At 52.8% G+C, this 16384-nt stretch carries 12 protein-coding genes and 3 pseudogenes; 5 read left to right on the top strand and 10 right to left on the bottom strand.

Annotated features, from left to right (window positions below; genetic code table 11):
* The first annotated feature begins 259 nt into the window (after positions 1 to 259).
* The gene (locus tag CWM53_RS22685; protein ID WP_100729580.1) at positions 260 to 763 is read left to right on the top strand and encodes an anti-virulence regulator CigR family protein; all 504 of its coding nucleotides are present in this window, start codon (positions 260 to 262) and stop codon (positions 761 to 763) included.
* 117 nt (positions 764 to 880) lie between these two features.
* Positions 881 to 1369: a DinB family protein gene (locus CWM53_RS22680; protein ID WP_040152537.1), complete on the top strand. Its 489-nt coding sequence runs from the start codon at positions 881 to 883 to the stop codon at positions 1367 to 1369.
* 245 nt (positions 1370 to 1614) lie between these two features.
* Here CWM53_RS22680 and CWM53_RS22675 read toward each other — a convergent pair whose 3' ends face one another.
* Positions 1615 to 2541 carry a LysR family transcriptional regulator gene (locus CWM53_RS22675; protein WP_100729579.1) on the bottom strand — a complete coding sequence of 309 codons (927 nt, stop codon included), beginning with the start codon at positions 2539 to 2541 and terminating at the stop codon, positions 1615 to 1617.
* Positions 2542 to 2813: 272 nt separating this feature from the next.
* Between CWM53_RS22675 and CWM53_RS22670 the strand changes: the two genes are divergently transcribed.
* Positions 2814 to 3845, top strand: a complete 1032-nt coding sequence (locus CWM53_RS22670) for an alpha/beta hydrolase (protein WP_413773676.1) — start codon at positions 2814 to 2816, stop codon at positions 3843 to 3845.
* Positions 3846 to 4008: 163 nt separating this feature from the next.
* Positions 4009 to 5205 carry an MFS transporter gene (locus CWM53_RS22665; protein WP_100729577.1) on the top strand — a complete coding sequence of 399 codons (1197 nt, stop codon included), beginning with the start codon at positions 4009 to 4011 and terminating at the stop codon, positions 5203 to 5205.
* A gap of 116 nt (positions 5206 to 5321) precedes the next feature.
* Here CWM53_RS22665 and CWM53_RS30610 read toward each other — a convergent pair whose 3' ends face one another.
* The 4 genes and pseudogenes from CWM53_RS30610 to CWM53_RS22655 all read right to left on the bottom strand — a co-directional run bounded on the left by CWM53_RS30610 (position 5322) and on the right by CWM53_RS22655 (position 8894).
* The gene (locus CWM53_RS30610) at positions 5322 to 6002 is read right to left on the bottom strand and encodes a hypothetical protein (RefSeq protein ID WP_133124380.1); all 681 of its coding nucleotides are present in this window, start codon (positions 6000 to 6002) and stop codon (positions 5322 to 5324) included.
* Between the two features lie 164 nt (positions 6003 to 6166).
* Positions 6167 to 6422: pseudogene (locus CWM53_RS32100) on the bottom strand (transcriptional regulator).
* A 681-nt stretch (positions 6423 to 7103) separates the two neighbouring features.
* Positions 7104 to 7217, bottom strand: a pseudogene (locus CWM53_RS32095) (LuxR family transcriptional regulator); the annotation flags it as partial.
* Positions 7218 to 7361: 144 nt separating this feature from the next.
* The gene (locus tag CWM53_RS22655) at positions 7362 to 8894 is read right to left on the bottom strand and encodes an MFS transporter (protein WP_100729576.1); all 1533 of its coding nucleotides are present in this window, start codon (positions 8892 to 8894) and stop codon (positions 7362 to 7364) included.
* A gap of 116 nt (positions 8895 to 9010) precedes the next feature.
* On the opposite strand from CWM53_RS22655, the pseudogene CWM53_RS22650 reads away from it, so the two are divergent.
* A pseudogene (locus CWM53_RS22650) lies at positions 9011 to 9947 on the top strand (LysR family transcriptional regulator).
* A 148-nt stretch (positions 9948 to 10095) separates the two neighbouring features.
* On the opposite strand, the gene CWM53_RS22645 reads toward CWM53_RS22650, so the two are convergent.
* The 5 genes from CWM53_RS22645 to CWM53_RS22625 form a co-directional block, all read right to left on the bottom strand.
* A complete protein-coding gene (locus CWM53_RS22645; protein ID WP_074385638.1) occupies positions 10096 to 11088 on the bottom strand; it encodes a zinc-dependent alcohol dehydrogenase family protein in 993 nt (330 codons plus the stop codon).
* Between the two features lie 149 nt (positions 11089 to 11237).
* Positions 11238 to 12128 (bottom strand): LysR family transcriptional regulator, encoded by an 891-nt coding sequence (locus CWM53_RS22640; protein ID WP_077268382.1) that lies wholly within the window; start codon positions 12126 to 12128, stop codon positions 11238 to 11240.
* A gap of 174 nt (positions 12129 to 12302) precedes the next feature.
* A complete protein-coding gene (locus CWM53_RS22635) occupies positions 12303 to 13334 on the bottom strand; it encodes a GIY-YIG nuclease family protein (RefSeq protein ID WP_074386174.1) in 1032 nt (343 codons plus the stop codon).
* 144 nt (positions 13335 to 13478) lie between these two features.
* Complete coding sequence (locus CWM53_RS22630; protein ID WP_100729574.1) at positions 13479 to 14717, bottom strand: IS110 family transposase; 1239 nt, start codon at positions 14715 to 14717, stop codon at positions 13479 to 13481.
* Between the two features lie 661 nt (positions 14718 to 15378).
* Positions 15379 to 16368 carry an isopenicillin N synthase family dioxygenase gene (locus tag CWM53_RS22625; RefSeq protein ID WP_061154339.1) on the bottom strand — a complete coding sequence of 330 codons (990 nt, stop codon included), beginning with the start codon at positions 16366 to 16368 and terminating at the stop codon, positions 15379 to 15381.
* Positions 16369 to 16384 lie beyond the last annotated feature (16 nt).

The following is a 16384-nucleotide window of genomic DNA, read 5'->3' as shown; positions in this document are numbered from 1 at the left end:
TCATTTTTGCCCGATGGCTTCGGGCATTTTTTTCTCTACGCCCGGGAGCGATCCTGTCGGCAACACATTTAGCGGGGCGCGGTCGCCCGTCTGTCAAAACGCAGCAATGGAATTGCTTGTCCGCGTCCCGCTATCCCTTTCCCTTTATCTTTCCCGCCGGTGATTAAAAACCGGCAAAAAATAAGAAATGATGAGATTGCCAGGGGCATAGCTTTCTCTTATTTTTTAAGCGTGTACTCCCCATTCAGGAAACAGCATCATGCTTAAGCGTCGCACTCTCAAAACAGCACTGGCGGCGGTTATCTCTCTTGCCGTGCTGGCCGCGCCAGTCTATGCCAACCCGGGTAACGGCAACGGCGGTGGTAATCACGGGAATAGTGGTAACCATGGCAATGACGGCAATAATGGCGACCATGGTAATAAAGGCCAGAATAAAGGTCAGTCCACTGACGATCATGGCAACCGTAAAAACTACGGTAAACCCGACCATGTCGACAGCGATATCAGCTTTTCACGAGCGCGCTCCCTTGCCGTGAACTACGGTCTGGTCGGCTATCAGGCACTGCCGCCGGGTATCGCCAAAAACGTCGCCCGCGGCAAACCGCTGCCTCCGGGGATCGCGAAAAAGACCCTGCCGGCTTCCATGATTAACGACCTGCCCTATTATCCTGGCTATGAATGGCGCGCGGTCGGCGATGACCTGGTGCTGGTCGCCCTGAGCACCGTCATCGTCACCGCCGTGATTAACGGTGTGTTTGACTAAATCACCTGCTTATTGAAAAGCCTCGCCCCGGCGAGGCTTTTTTGTGCCTGGCGCTGGAGCGTGACGACTCACCGGCATAACCAGTATGATAACGGTTCAACCAACCCGGGACAGACTATGGACAAAGACACAGTAGTGACGCTGTTGAAATATAAGCGCTGGATTGACCTTGCCACCTTACAGGCGATCCGCGCGATTGACGGTACGGTATATGGCGAGAAACGTCACCTGACCATCAGGCTGATGAACCATATCCATGTCGTTGACATGATTTTCCGGGCGAACCTGCGCGGCAGGCCGCACGGTTACACCGCGCTGAATACCCCCGAGACGCCAACCGTTGATGAGCTGGAAACGGCCATGACCGCCTGTACGGACGAATACATTCAGTATGTCAGCGCCATGACCCCCGCTGATTTCCACGAACGTATCGCCTTCAAATTTGTCGACGGCGGTGACGGCAATATGACCGCGATGGAGATGCTGAACCACATGCTCTTTCACGGCGCCTATCACCGCGGGGCGGTGGGCTGGATGATTGGCGAATGCGGCGGCGTGCCGCCGAAAGAGGTGCTGACGGTTTTCCTACGCGACCATCATTCCTGAGTCTCGTCATGTGATGTCCCTCTGCGCAAGTGGCGCAGGGGAACGGCTTCATGGCGAATGACGCAGTCCTGCCCGTCGCCATGACGTCTTGCTAATCACTCCCGGAGGATGCTTCCGCGGCTAATTCGAATCGTGCCGGGTATGATAAAGGCTGCAGAGGTAATGCGTCAGGCTCGTCCAGTCTCCCCAGAGGAATGAGCCCGTCAACGTAACCATGAGCCTGATAGAAAATGGCCAGCGAGGGATCAGCCGGGTCCGTTAGCGCGGCTGTCCGCCCCGGGATAGTCCCTCAGGATGTCGATAATCACTCGCAGCGCACTGGACACATTGCGGTGCGGATAATAGATATGAAACCCCGGGAAGGTATGACTGTAATTCTCCAGAACCGGTATCAGCCGACCGCTTGCCAGTTCGTCCTGCATCAGATCCGCCGCTTCATAGGCCAGCCCCACGCCCAGCGTCGCGGCTTTAATGACGGTGCCGGCATCGCTGAATACCCACCCTCCGGCGGGATTATGTCGGTACAACCGATCGCCATCATGCAGCTCCCATCCCCACGGTGAACCATCCGACATGCGATAGCCAATGCAGGGATACTTTTCGAGTTCGCGGGGATGCGTGGGGGTCCCATGCTGGCGGAGGAAATCGGGGCTACCGACAACCCGCATCGGCACATCGGCGCCAATACGCACGGAGACCATATCCTCGTTGACCATACTGCCATAGCGGACCCCGGCATCGTATCGCTCCTTCACAATGTCCACAAAGGTATTATTTTCAATGAGTTCCAGTTCAATATCCGGGTAAGCATCGCGTAACGACTGCAATCGCGGTAGCAACAGTTGTTCGATAGCCTGCCTGCTACCGTTAATGCGCACGGTTCCGGCAGGTTTCTCCCTGAGCTGATTCAGTAGTATCCAGCCATTCTCCAGCTGACCGAAACCCTGATCGAGCGAACGCAACAGTTTTTCCCCGGCCGGGGTGAGCGCGACCTTGCGGGTACTTCTTACCAGTAACTGCAGATTAATACTTTTCTCCAGCATGGTAATGCTGCGGCTGATGCTCGACTGGGCGAGGCCCAGTCTGGCCGCGGCGCGGGTAAATCCCCCCTCTTTCGCCACATGATAAAAAAGATAGAGATGGTGTAGATCCTCACGACGAAAAATATCCACCCTGGCTCCTGTGTCTGGTCGGTCTCAATGGTTTTATTTATAACATGGATGCATTAATGAAGTGCGGTTTTACCCGCTAATCAGAACAGCTTTAGTTCTCTACTATAAGCGCCTTCAACACTCACACAGAGCGGGACATCCTGGTCTGCACTTCACACCCTTCAGGAGTATTTATGGCTGCTTTTTCTCATCGAACGCGACATACGGGATTGATCCTTGGGATGGCGATGCTGTTTGGCTCAAATGCCGCCTTTGCAGACCTGACGCTGCCCATGAAAGGCGACGCAGATGTTAAGCTCATTCAGACCTGGGATAAAACCTTCCCGCTGAGCCGCGCCGTCGACCATCAAAAAGTCACGTTTAAAAACCGCTACGGCATTACCCTTGTCGCCGACGTCTATGTGCCGAAAAAGCGCCCGGCCGGTAAGCTTCCTGCCCTGGCGGTCAGTGGGGCATTCGGTGCCGTTAAGGAGCAGTCATCCGGTCTCTATGCTCAGGAAATGGCCCAGCGTGGTTTTGTCACCCTGGCTTTTGACCCTTCCTATACCGGCGAGAGCAGCGGCGAGCCGCGTAATATCGCCTCTCCCGATATCAACACGGAAGATATCATGGCAGCCGTCGACTATCTGGGTCTGCTGGATATCGTTGATCGGCATCGCATTGGCCTGCTGGGCGTCTGCGGCTACGGCGGGCTGAACCTCAGCGCGGCAGCCATGGATAAACGTATCAAGGCCGTCGCCACCTCGGTGATGTATGATATGTCGCGCCTGTGGGGTAAAGGCTTCCAGGATAGCTATACCCCGGAACAGCGTAGCAAAGTACTGGAAAACATGAGCCTGCAGCGCTGGAAAGACGCCGAGAATGGCGTGCCTGCTTATGAGAGCCACAATGTCAGCTTTGATAAAGCGGGTAACGTAGTCCGGGATAAAACTATCCTGCCAGCAACGCTGAAAGCAGATGCCGATCCCATTACTCGTGAGTTCTTCGATTATTATCGCACCCAGCGTGGGTATAACCCGCGGTCGGTTAACTCCGCCGGAGCATGGTCAGTGACAACCCCGATGCCGTTTATGAATTTCGCGCAGCTGGATCATATTAAGGAAATCTCGCCACGGCCAGTGCTGATTATTACCGGTGAGAAAGCGCATTCGCGTTACTTTGCGGAAACCGCCTACCAGGAAGCGGCTCAACCCAAAGAGCTGGTCATTGTTCCGGGTGCGAACCACGTGGACTTATATGACAATCAAAGCGGGAAAATTCCGTTTGATAAACTGGACAGCTTCTTTAAAGCCAGCCTGAAATAATTTTAAATTGACCTCCATTTTAATCTCTACGCCGGGACTAACCCGGCGCACAGGAGTCAATATGCCTAATTTTAGTTTTTATAATCCAACCCGTATTGAATTCGCTACCGATAAAGAAGGTAGCGACGCCTGCCGTAAACGTTAAGGTGTAATAAACCCCATTATGAATCTCAGAAATCATTCAGCTTATGCTGATGAAAAAAGCCCTTCCTCCAACTGGACGGGAGTATTTGCCATCACACTCTGCGTATTTACGCTAATCGCTTCAGAATTTATGCCGGTGAGTCTGCTCTCCCCCATCGCTCTGGATTTGGGGATCACCGAAGGCACCGCGGGTCAGGGAATGACGATCTCGGGAATATTTGCGGTCTTAACCAGCCTGCTTATTCGCAAGCTGGCCGGAAAAATGAACCGCAAATATCTGCTGTTACTGCTGACCGCGTTGATGGGGATTTCTGCTTTAATCGTGGCAATGGCGCCGAATTTTAGTATCTACATGCTGGGGCGCGCACTGATTGGGGTGGTCATTGGCGGCTTCTGGTCAATGTCTGTCGCCACGGCGGTCAGGCTGGTCCATATTAGTCAGGTTCCGCGCGCTCTGGCCGTTTTTAATGGCGGCAATGCGCTTGCCACCGTCGTGGCTGCACCGCTTGGCAGCTATCTGGCGTCAGTCACCAGCTGGCGCGGTGCCTTTCTGAGCCTGGTGCCCATCGCGGTGGTGACCTTTATCTGGCAGTGGATAAGCCTTCCCTCAATGAAAGCGGGATCGCATCAGGCCGCCAGCGGTTCAGGTCTGGGAAGACTGCTGGGCGATCGTTCCGTGGCGATCGGCATGGGCGCGGCCGGTATTTTTTTCATGGGGCAGTTTACCTTATTCACCTATATTCGGCCGTACCTCGAACTGATCGCTCAGGTCGATGCCAGGACCATCTCGCTAATATTATTAGCAATCGGTATTTCCGGACTGGCGGGAACCACGGCTATTGGGCTGGTGATTAAAAACCAGCTCTATAAAACGTTAATGATTATTCCGCTACTGATGGCCCTGATTGCGTTGCTGCTGATCCCGCTGGCGACAAACATTGTCGCGGTATCGATTCTGCTGGCCCTGTGGGGCGTACTCTCCACGGCAGCGCCGGTGGGTTGGTGGAGTTGGGTCGCCCATGCCACCAAAGCGGATACCGAATCAGGCGGGGGACTGATGGTCGCGACAGTGCAGTTTTCCATTGCCATTGGCTCAACGGTCGGCGGTATTTTATTTGATCATCTGGGCTATGAGAGCACCTTTTGCCTGAGCGCCGGGATGCTGGTCGTGGCCGCGCTGATGGCGATCCAGACGGCGCGATGCTCTGCTGGCTGAGTCATGCTGTTGATAGTGAGCGACGTGAGCTGGCGCTGCTCCTGCTAACGTTGGCGCCCGCTCGGCAGACCTGGATAGCCAGGCCAGGATGCCTCTGGCCTGGCGTTATCCACGGCTCAGGAAGTACATTGATGGTACCCTTCATTGGCCCATTGATGAATGCCATCGGGTCCTTTTGGTGTAGAAGGTTTAGGACAAGCCACTGAAGTATAAGCGCTTCCCGCCCTTCCTTTTGTTATTGTCTGGCGTGAATTCGCCCCTACGCCATCCATACACCCTGTACGGCAATCATTCGCATCAAACCACATCACGGTAACGGCAAAGCCACAATGATTAATCCAGAAGTCAGCCAATGAATTCGACGTCGAGTCACGGGTAAGGCAATTATCGGCCGGAGGATAGGATTTAACTGACGAAGAAACCGATGGCTGCCCTTGCGAAGACGCCGTTCTCAGGGCGGCGTTTTGCGGTGTGGCGACGGTCGAGACTGAACCGCCAGCCGCGCTTTGAGTTGTGGTTTGAGATCGCGAACCTGATGAACTGTGGGATAATTGAGTCACCGGTTGTTTATTCGCGACGCTGGCGACCGTATTATATCCCGTTTGCGGATCGCTGGTACCGCCGAGAGTAAATACGTCATAAAGCATGGCAATCGGCAAGGTCGCGACATACCATGTCGCGACACCATAATGGCCTTTATCAATCTCCTTCCCGGTTTCGTTTAGTGCTTTTTGCGTTGTGCAGGATATTAACGCGGGGAATAAAATCACGATGGCTATCACACGAAAGAAAAACATATTAACCACTCCCATCCAGCAGGAATTAGATATACGGACTGACCGCTCAGGGAGCGATTAAATCCTTCATTCGTTTTATGAGGATTATAATGGCGGCAATAACAGACTCACTCATTCATATGAATGAGTGGATGAAATAAATCAGCCGTGAATCGCGCGGAGGATCAGCAGAAGTTCAGCCTGATGACGAGTATGGGTTTTCCGGTACAGGGCGCTGAGGTGGGTTCTGATCGTGGCGATGGATACGCCCAGATGTAAGGCGCATTCATCCGGCGTCATGCCCCGCACCAGCAGCTCCGCCACCGCATTCTCGGCGGGCTTAACGTTAAACAGCTCCATCAAGGCGCTGCCGGTGAGAAACGGCTCGGGAATAATCACGCAGGCGACCCCGGCAAGGCGGGCCGCCGGGATCACGAGGATCGGTTTCGGCTGACGCCCGGCGGTATAGCACAGCCCTGCCTTCGGCGGCTCTGCCGTCCGGGTGGCCTGCTCGATGGCGCGTTTGAGTTTTTTACTGTCGGTATTGAGGCACAGCGTATCGCCCCCGCTATACCAGGAGAGGCGGGCGTTGGCGCGCAGGTAGCGTTCAGCATGCGCGCTGGCGTAGAGAATTTTACCGCCATGATCCACCAGCCATACCGGGTAGATCCCGTTGTCCATCACCGCGCTCTGGTATTTTATGGTGTCCCGCAGCTGTTCAAACCGGGCGTGAAGCTGGCAGGCGGTTTTTAACGCCGGGATCAGGCGCCTGAACAGTTCAAACTGCACCGGCTGCGGATAAGCCGCCGTATTGGCCGTCATCAGTGACAGATAGGTGGCATAGCCATTGATGGTGCACAGCTTGACGCTGGTGAGATTATTCAGGTCGTTGGGGTGATGAAATTCATTGTAATAGACGCTGCCGGCAATAAACTTATCGCCCAAATACTCGCGGTCCCGATATATTTGCCCGACCGGTAACGCGGTCAATATTTTTTCGGCGGGATCGATAGCCAGAAATACATCGCGATAGGCGGTAAAGACCTTCTCCTCGAGCAGGAATGAATCGGTCAACAGATGGGCATTGCCTTTGTCATAAAACAGAAATGCCGCGTACTGATGGCCGGTCAGTAACGCCAGTTTCTGCAACGCCGATTTCCACAAATCAGGATCCAGGGTGGCCATCAGCACCGTTTCCAGGATCTCGATGTAAATCAGTTCCGGATCAATCGCCATAACGACACCTGTGAGTCACTGTTTCCGCGGCCGGAGCGGCGCATGTGGCCGCCCTAATCAGCATAGTTCCGCCAGCGAAACAATGACAGTCCCGGTTCGCTAAGCAGACCGGGAAGCATGACGCCAATGCGCTATCAAGGGGGTTCAGGATTCGCTGTTGCGGGTTTGGAAAGCGCTCCCCTTCCGGCATAGCATCCGCCAGACCATCAATGCGCACAGCAGGGTGACGACCGCCAGCCCGCTAAACAGTAGCGTATAAGCAGAATCATAGCTCTCGCGCAGTGCCCGGAGGGAAAAGTCAGGCAAAAGCGCAGCCGCCTGCGGCATATTGCCGGCCCCCAGCCAGCCTGCGGCGCGGTCAATCACCTCAGGCGCATACCCGTGAACGTGACTCTGCAGCGTCAGGGTATTGCTTGCCGTTAATACCGCGGAGACTATCGCCAGGGCGATTCCCTCTCCGGCAACACGAACGGTGTTGAACAGGCCTGCCGCCATACCGGCTTTCGCCACCGGCACAGCGGAAATCGCCAGGCCGTCCATCAGCCCCCAGGGAAGCGCTGCCCCCGTCCCACAGAGGATCAGCGACAGCACCAGCCGCGGGAGGTGCTGGCTGTGAAAAGCCTCTCCCAGCAACAGCAACCCGACGGAGGCCATCATCAGTCCTCCCGTGGACACCATCCCGGGGGAAAACCAGCGGGTGAGCAGGGCTGCAACGGAAGGAAAAACCAGCATCGGCGTGGTTAACGCCATCAGATACAGCGCGCTCTGCGACTCACTCATCCCTTCTCCGCCCATAAAATGCAGTGGAACAATAATCAGCAGGACAACGTAGCAACAGCAGGTGGCGACAGGCAGCAACAGTACGCCGACAAAACGCGGATGGCGTAGCAGGGAGATGTCCAGCACCGGGTTGTTCACCCTCTGGCAGCGCACGACAAACGCCACGAACAGTCCCGCCGACGCGATGAACAAGGTCAACGTCGGCAGCGATAAAAAACCACAGGCAGGAATGACCATGAGCGATGAGGTAAACAACATCAGGGCCAGCGTAAACAGGGTTAAGCCGAGGTTGTCGGGTTTCCGCGGCTCGCTTTTTTCTGCCGCGGGCAGATACGCCAGTCCGATAAGCAGCCCCCCTGCCGAAAGCAGCGCAAACAGGGCGTATACGCCGCGCCAGCCCACCGCGTCGGTCATGAAGCCGATCAGCAGCGGGCCAAACGCCAGGCCGGCGCCGAACACCGTGCCCAGGATGCTGAATGCCCGGGTCCGCTGAGCGCCGTCATAGAGCTGGGCCAGCGCCGCACTGCCGCTGGCTAAAATCATCGCCGCGGCCAGGCCTTGCAGTGACCTCAGCATGCCTGACAGCAAGAGATCGTGTGTCAGGCAAAACAGCAGGCTGCTCAGGCAAAACAGCGCGGCGCCGGCAATGAAAATGCGTTTTCTGTCGATGGCATCCGCCGTCACGCCTGCGGCCAGCAAAAAGCTGCCGAAGGTCAACATAAAGCCATTGGTCAGCCACGACAGCGCAGCGGGAGAGCCGCCCAGCGACTGCTGTATCGCGGGGGTGGTCATGACGCCGCCGGTAAAACTTAACGGCAGCAGCATGGCCGCCATAAAGACAGAAAGCGCTGCCAGGGCGCTGGCGTATCGGGAAGGTGTTCTGGCGGTACGTGACATCTGGCGGCCCTCATAAGGTGGCAAGGAAGGAATAAACTGTCGCCATCCTATTGCGGATGTTAATGCCGATAAATAGACTGAAAATATCTTCTTAAGAGACATAAGGTTTATAATCGATGGACAGTCTCACCTCGCTGACGTCCTTTGTCCGCACCGCCGAAACGCTAAGCTTTGTTCAGGCCGCCAGGTTGCTGGGCATTTCAGCCTCGGCGGTGGGTAAGAATGTCGCCCGGCTTGAGCATAAACTGGGGGTCCGGCTGTTCAACCGCAACACCAGAAATGTCAGCCTGACGGCGGAGGGGGCCGCGTTTCTGTCCCGCTGCCAGAGTATCCTTGAGCAGATCCAGGAGGCCGAGTCAGAGCTGACGAGCAGTCTCTCACAGCCCACCGGCAAACTGAGGATTTCACTGCCCGTCATCGGCTACCGCCTGCTGCTCCCCGCCCTCACCGCCTTTACCCGTCTTTATCCGCAGGTTGAACTGGATCTCGACTTTAGTGACCGGCTGGTCAATCTGATCGATGAAGGATTTGATGTCGCTATCCGCAGCGGTGAATTAGCGGACTCCCGCTTGATCGCCAGAAAGCTGGGAGGCTTTCGTTTTGTGCTCTGCGCCAGTCCGGCCTATCTGACGGAATACGGCGTCCCCGGCTCGCCAGCGGAATTGGCGGCGCACAAGTGCATTTTTTTCCGCTTCCCCGCGACGGGGCTGATCCAGCCCTGGGAACTGCGCGGTATGCGGCTGACGGGAGATTTCAGGGCCGCTGCCGTTATGACGGTCAATAACATTGAGGCCGCCATTCGCTTAAGCGCGGCGGGAATGGGCATCGCTTATGTGCCTGATTTTGTCGTGCGCGAGGCCATCAATGAGGGACAACTGCAGGAGGTGTTGCCAGGCTGTTGCGTCAAGGATGGGCATTTCTCGGTCCTGTGGCCCGCCAGCCGCTACCTGTCACCGAGAATACGCTGTTTTATCGATTTTATGGCTGCGGCAGAGATACCTTTGTCACCCGCATCGGCAACGCCTATCCCTTGTGTCTAACAATTTGTGGTGATTAGCTACCCCCACTGAAGCAGAGTGTGCCGCCCCCTTCCCCTAAGGTCAGAAAAGTCTGCACCGATGAATCCTGATCTGCAGCACATGGCTCTCCGCTTCACCTTTCATACCAGCACATCTGGGTGAACGGTTAGTCGGTTTGAGATTTACTCAACAACTACGACGATTTTGCCAACCTGTCCATTTGCTTCCATATAGCGCTGTGCATCCGCAATATCTTTAAGCGGGAATGTTTTATCAATGACAGGTTTCAGTTTGCCGGTACGTAAACCTTCGGTGACGAAGGATTTTGCGCGTGCCATTTTTCCAGGGTCTGTCGTAATTTCAAACAGCTCATATCCACGCAGCGTGAGATGCTTACCGAGAATATCAAAGACAGGCACAAGCAGGTCGCGACTGTCTAGCGCACCGTACTGGAAGAACATACCTTGCGGTGCCATCACCTGGGTCAGTTTTGCCACGTCCGGACCACCGACAGGATCAAAAACAATATGGGCGCCCATGCTATCTGTCGCATGATTGATTTCCGCAACCATATCCTGCTCAGCGGTAGCTATAACAGTGGCGGCACCAGCTTTTAGAAGCATGTCTCTTTTTTCGGCAGTCCGGGTAAGCGCAATGGGTTTAGCACCCAGCATGTTAGCTATCTGTATGGCAGCCAGTCCTACGCTGCTTGATGCTGCGCGGATCACAACATTCTGCCCAGCCTGAAGGTTGCCATATTCAACCAGTGCGCCATATGCAGTGACATACATCATCCAGCTTGCAGCAGCCTCCTCGAAGGAAAGGTTTTCAGGATGCTTCACCACAGCATTTACCGGGGCATTGACCAGTTCGCCGTACATGCCGTATTCATTAAACATAAACGAAGGAATAACGCTGACCCGATCTCCAGTAACAATCCCTTCAACATGCTCACCAACGGCCTGCACGACGCCCGAGGCCTCGTAACCCAGGCGTGCTGGAAATTCCGGTTCAATGACATACTGACCGTTACGGTACATGATTTCTGCACGGTTAAGACCAATAGCATGTACGCGAATCTGAACTTCACCCGCTGTTGGTGCGGGCACCTCCACATCTATAACTTCCAAAACTTCCGGACCACCGGTGCGGTTAAAGGTAACAACTTTAGACATATTCAGCTCTCGTCAGTTATCAGCACATCTTTAGAATATTGTTGAAGACATGCCCGGTTCATTTACTGACAATCTACGCTGCTATAAACGTACCAAAAATAGCTGACAGGGAACTTCAGTATTAATTATCTGTTAACAATCCATTGGTTTCAGCGGTTCTGGATGGTCAGAACTTCACTGAACCAGTCGATAAAGACCCGTACTTTGGGCGAAAGGTAGCGCCTGTCCGGATACAGCACCGACACGGGCTTAGACACAGAAGGGTATTGCGTCAGAATCTCTTCAAGAGCGCCGGAAGCAATATGTGGGGCAAGGGCGTTAAAGGTGGCCTGGATTATGCCGAGGCCCGCCAGTCCACAGGAGAGCAGAATATCTGAATTATCAACCAGCATGCTGCCTACGGGACGCAACGAAACAATCTTCCCGTCCTTAGTAAATTTCCATTCCATCACATCACGACTGTGGTCGCTGAAAAAGTTTATTGCCCGATGCTGCTCCAGATCCGCAAGTGTTTCCGGTCGTCCATGTTGTTGCAGGTAAGACGGGGCTGCACAGGTGACCATCCTGATGTCACCAAGACGTCTGGAGATAAAACTCGAATCCTGAAGTTCACCCAGGCGGACAAGACAGTCCACCCCTTCCGTGATTAGATCAGTTTTTTTGTCCGATGAAACCAATATGACATCAATGTCAGGATACAGTGACTGGAAATGTTTGAGATTAGGGATCAGTATGGCGTGAGCCAGCGCCAGCGGGACATCAAGCCTGAGCCGCCCCCGAGGTGGAAGGGTAGGTGAAAAACTCGCCATCATGTCATTAACTTCAGACAATACAAGCCTGGCGCGATGATAAAACGCCTCCCCTTCAGCCGTAACGCTCAACTTACGAGTAGTGCGATGGATGAGTTTTACGCCGAGGTCGTCCTCTATCTGCTGTATCGCTTTGCTCACGGTGGGACGATGAATCTGCAGAATGTCAGCGGCCCTTGTAAAGCTGCCCTGCTCAACAACCTGTACGAAAATATTAAGGTATTCAATCATGTTTGAATGCACGTGATCACCTGGCTTTAGTTAGGCTGTTCGTAGCTGGTATTGTAAAGTAAACAATTCCGATGGGCATCAAACTAAGGACTTGATGGCTTTCAAAATGTGCGCTCCTGGCTGGGAGTTCAATGTCTGCTGTGAGCGAGGAGCGGACAAAACAAGCTCAACTTTTCAACTTAACTGCATCATCCAATGATGAATATGAATCAATTGATTAAACTTATTTCGGATTGCATCATCAATATTATCGTTAATTATTAATGGAGACCATATTGTTAAATGAGGGGAAACTGGCATGGTACGAACAAGAACACTACCATTTTTGTTTACCATCGTAACATCCTGCATATTTCTCCCTTTATAATCACGTTCTTTATCCAAGCAATTTAAAGCTTCATTTAAAATACGTTCCCATTCCCCATGAGTCAGCTCATTGAGGTTAAATTCCTTGCCACCTATATATTTCTCTCTAATTTCAGGTCTAGAAACCACCTGCCAGGCATCCCGATAAAAAGTCATGTTAATTTCGTCTTCAGAATCTAATTTTTGTATTACACTTAGCAACCCAGGGACTGCCAACTCTGATTTAATAAGCTTAGCTATAGGCCAATCTTTGTATTTTATACCTTCAAGATTAACGCCCATACGGATATTATTATTTTGCGTACAGACAGAAATATTCCATTGGACGCCTTCATTTCCATCGCTCATACCAAAAAATGGTTTATTGAGCTGGCCAAAAGCCCTTCCTTTCACACCCAGAACTTCGCAAAAAGACTGTAATATCTCTGCATACTCATCAGAACCATGTTTGGAGAGATCTCTGTTATTCTTTTTAACTTTATGGTCCGGGTTAATTATTGATAAGGATTTCGACTCCAACTCAATCATCATTTTTATCTCATCCTGAGATTCAAAAATTGACACTACTGCTTTGTATGCATCATCTGCGCGTAAATTAAAAAACTCTCTTCTTTTTTGCCGCAAGGGACTTAACTTATCGTGAATTAATCTTTCTAGTTTTTTACAATCACTAACAAAAATAGAGTGAGAAACAGCCCAAATAAAATCACCTGTTGAGCTCTTATTTATCTCATCACATCGGGAGGTTGGATCTCTGGTCGTCATTCCAATTTTACATACAGGTAAGTCAATATCAGAAACCTCCAATATATATACATATCCAGTCGTTTCGTCAGTCATATTTACCATCTTAAATTTTTTATCAATACATCCTCATTATGACGTGGTAAAAAATAATAATCAATTACCATATGTTTTAAATACACCCATCGAGAGTTTGATAGATAACGTCCGCTTCACGCCCTGAGACATTCGACAAGCTTTTTATGGCTTCAGTAAGGGCGACTTTCGCGCTTCCAGTGCCAGCAAATATTTCGCTTCGTCGTACCGGGTTCTGGTCTTCCAGCAGCGGTAAATGATCCTTATCCATTTAAATGCCAGAGTCCGGATCGCTGACTGATGAGATTTCCCTTTTTCTCGCTGGCCCTGGTAATAAAGTCTGGCCCAGTACGATGAGTTAACCGTCTTCGCAGTCCATTCCACGAATGTCTGTCGGACGAATTTCGCGCACTGCCAACGCCAGTGTACCCAGGATTTTTGACCACTTCGTTCGGTTACTGGTGCGATGCCAGCGTAGTTTTGAATTTCTTCGGCGCTGTTGAAGCGGTCGCGGTTATCACCCAGTGCTGCAAGCATCCGTGGGCCCATACACGGTCCCATTCCAGGAAGTGATTTGAACAGTTCTGCATCCGGAAGCGTATCAAATAAGGATTCTATACGTTCATCGTAGGTTCTGATTAGGTCGCCTGTCAGTTTGATTTGGGATGCAAGTGCTGTTGCCATCAATGCATTTGCCTCGATGACAGTTTTATCTGTGGTCAGGGGAATAGCGCTGGTAATACTTGCAACCCGCTGTTCGGTATATGCAACAGCAGGACCACCTTTAGCATTCATAAAATGACGGACAGTATCGCTGCGAGCCCGTTTGAGTTGTTGCAGACTCGGCCAGCGAATGATTAGCTCGCAGAACAGGGAGCTGTCCCGATGGGAGAACCATTTCAGGGGCTGAGGGTAATACTGCTTAAGCGTATTGATGAGCCGATTAACAAAGCGACGCTTGTCTTCGACCAGCAGTCGGCGCTGCTCAACTAATTGCTGGAGTAATCGGATATCCGGATTGTCGACTTCAATGGCTTTTATCTTGTGGGGATAACGTAGCATCAGGTCTAATGCCAGCTCAGCATCCTGCGGATCATCCTTCGCACCGCTGGGCCAGAAAGCCTGTCGGTAGCGGGCCAGTGACAACGCGTGTACTGGAAAAACAGTGACAAATGGGTACTTCTGGAGTGCATACACCACCGGGCCTTTCTTCAGCTCAACGGCAATAGCAATCCTGCCTTTCGCCCTCTGGTGTAACTCATTGAGCCAGATATCAAGTGCCTCAGGCGTATGTTCAATCACATGGAATATGCGATCACCGTTTTTAAACTGAACGCAGACATCGTGTTTTTTATCCGCCCAATCCAAACCAACATGAGCAGCAAATTGATCTTTCGCAGTCATCACCAACTCCTTTTTATCGGGGATTGGTATGCATTCCACGCTCTTCGAAAGAAATATAGTCAGCATTTTTTCTGCATGCCCTGAGTATTCGTTAGCGAACGTGGAGCACTTACTGGCTCGAAAGCAAAGCAGCAATCATCAAATCACATGATTCTGGCACAATATTCGTAACCAATAAGCGCATACCCTGAATCACTTAAAAGTGTAACTCTCAGGGTGTGAATGACTATACATGGCACAGAGCAGACGTTAACACCTACAGCATCGGGAAGCTTCTGAATACCACGTCAGCGGCATGAGGGTGCCAGATGAGGTTACATGTGTCTGTGGAGTCAAATGGCGCCGAAAGCCCGGCGTAGCCGGTTACCGAGCTATAAATTCTGCCCCCCTGCCCTGGTTAGCATTAACCCACTAACAACAATAAAGAAGTTAAGGTAATCCCTTTAACCCCGGTGAGCTGGCTTTACGGCGTTTACAACGTAAAGGACGTGATTTCCAGGGCCTTAACCAAGGTAGCTTGCTGCTGACGCTTAGGGAGATGTTCTTCAGTTATTTCAACGACACCAGGGAACTTAACACGGTAGCTGAAAAGCCCAACGCCAGATATCCTGCCGCCGCGTCAGCGAAAGCCGGCGGCAGGTATACCATTCAAGGGAGCATCTTACCCTTTGGCGAAATTGGCCTGGATCCGCTGCTGCAGATAATCCTCGGCGCTGATGGGCGGGTACTTTCTCTGCGGCCCGAGGATCTCGACATCTTTATTGGCCTGGCAGAAAAACGCCAGGCTGTAGCGCGGCCCCTGATATTCGTGCGGCAGCGGGTTTCTCACCCGGTGGAAGTTAGACGGCAGCTGGTCGTCGCTCCAGCGCATCAGCATATCGCCGATATTGCAGGTGATCACCTCCTCCCGCGGTTCAATGCTGGTCCACTGCTGGCTTTCGCGGTCTTTACCGGGACAAACCTGCAGGCCGCCCTGACCGGGGCGCTGGAACAGCAGCGTCAGGCAGTCAAAATCGGTGTGCGCGCCGGCCCGCCACATCCCCTGCTGCGACTGCTCGGTCGCATAGTAATGCAGCATACGCAAGGTGCTCTGGTAGGTGTCTCGCTGCGGATCGTGCGCGGTGGTGAAAAACGATTCCGGAAAACCGAGCTTCAAAGCAAAGCAGGAGAGGATCTTCATCCCCAACTGCCAGCACTGCGATTCAAACCCGAGCATCGTCTGCTGGAATGCTGGCAACTCCCGATCGCTGGGCCAGCGCCCGGCCATCAGCGGCCGGGTGATCTGATACGACTCTTTTTGATCCGGCGTGCGGGTCGATGGCCGAACCTGCGCTTTGCTTTCCCAGCCGGCGTTGCCGGCCAGCGGATACTGGCGCTTCACCTCGTCGGGCAGGTCGAAAAACGCCTCGGTCATGCTGAACGCCTGACGGATATCCGCCAGCGGGATACCATGGTGGCTGACCTGGAAGAAGCCAATCTCCACCGCCGCCTCCCACAGTTGTTCGGCAATGTCATTTTTTCTTTCGGCAAAGTTCGACAGGTCGATACAGCGCACTTCGCGGGCGAAGGTCTCTTCGCCCTGGGCGCCCATCAGCGCCTCTTTTTCCAGTTCCTGTAAGGCGTAGCGTTGATTCTGGGTGGTTGAGGTCATCGTCATTATCCTGTTA

Source organism: Klebsiella sp. A-Nf5 (assembly GCF_002810545.1).
Lineage (GTDB): Bacteria > Pseudomonadota > Gammaproteobacteria > Enterobacterales > Enterobacteriaceae > Klebsiella > Klebsiella variicola.
Note: the sequence above shows the minus strand (reverse complement) of the source record. Positions and strands in the feature narration are given on the sequence as shown.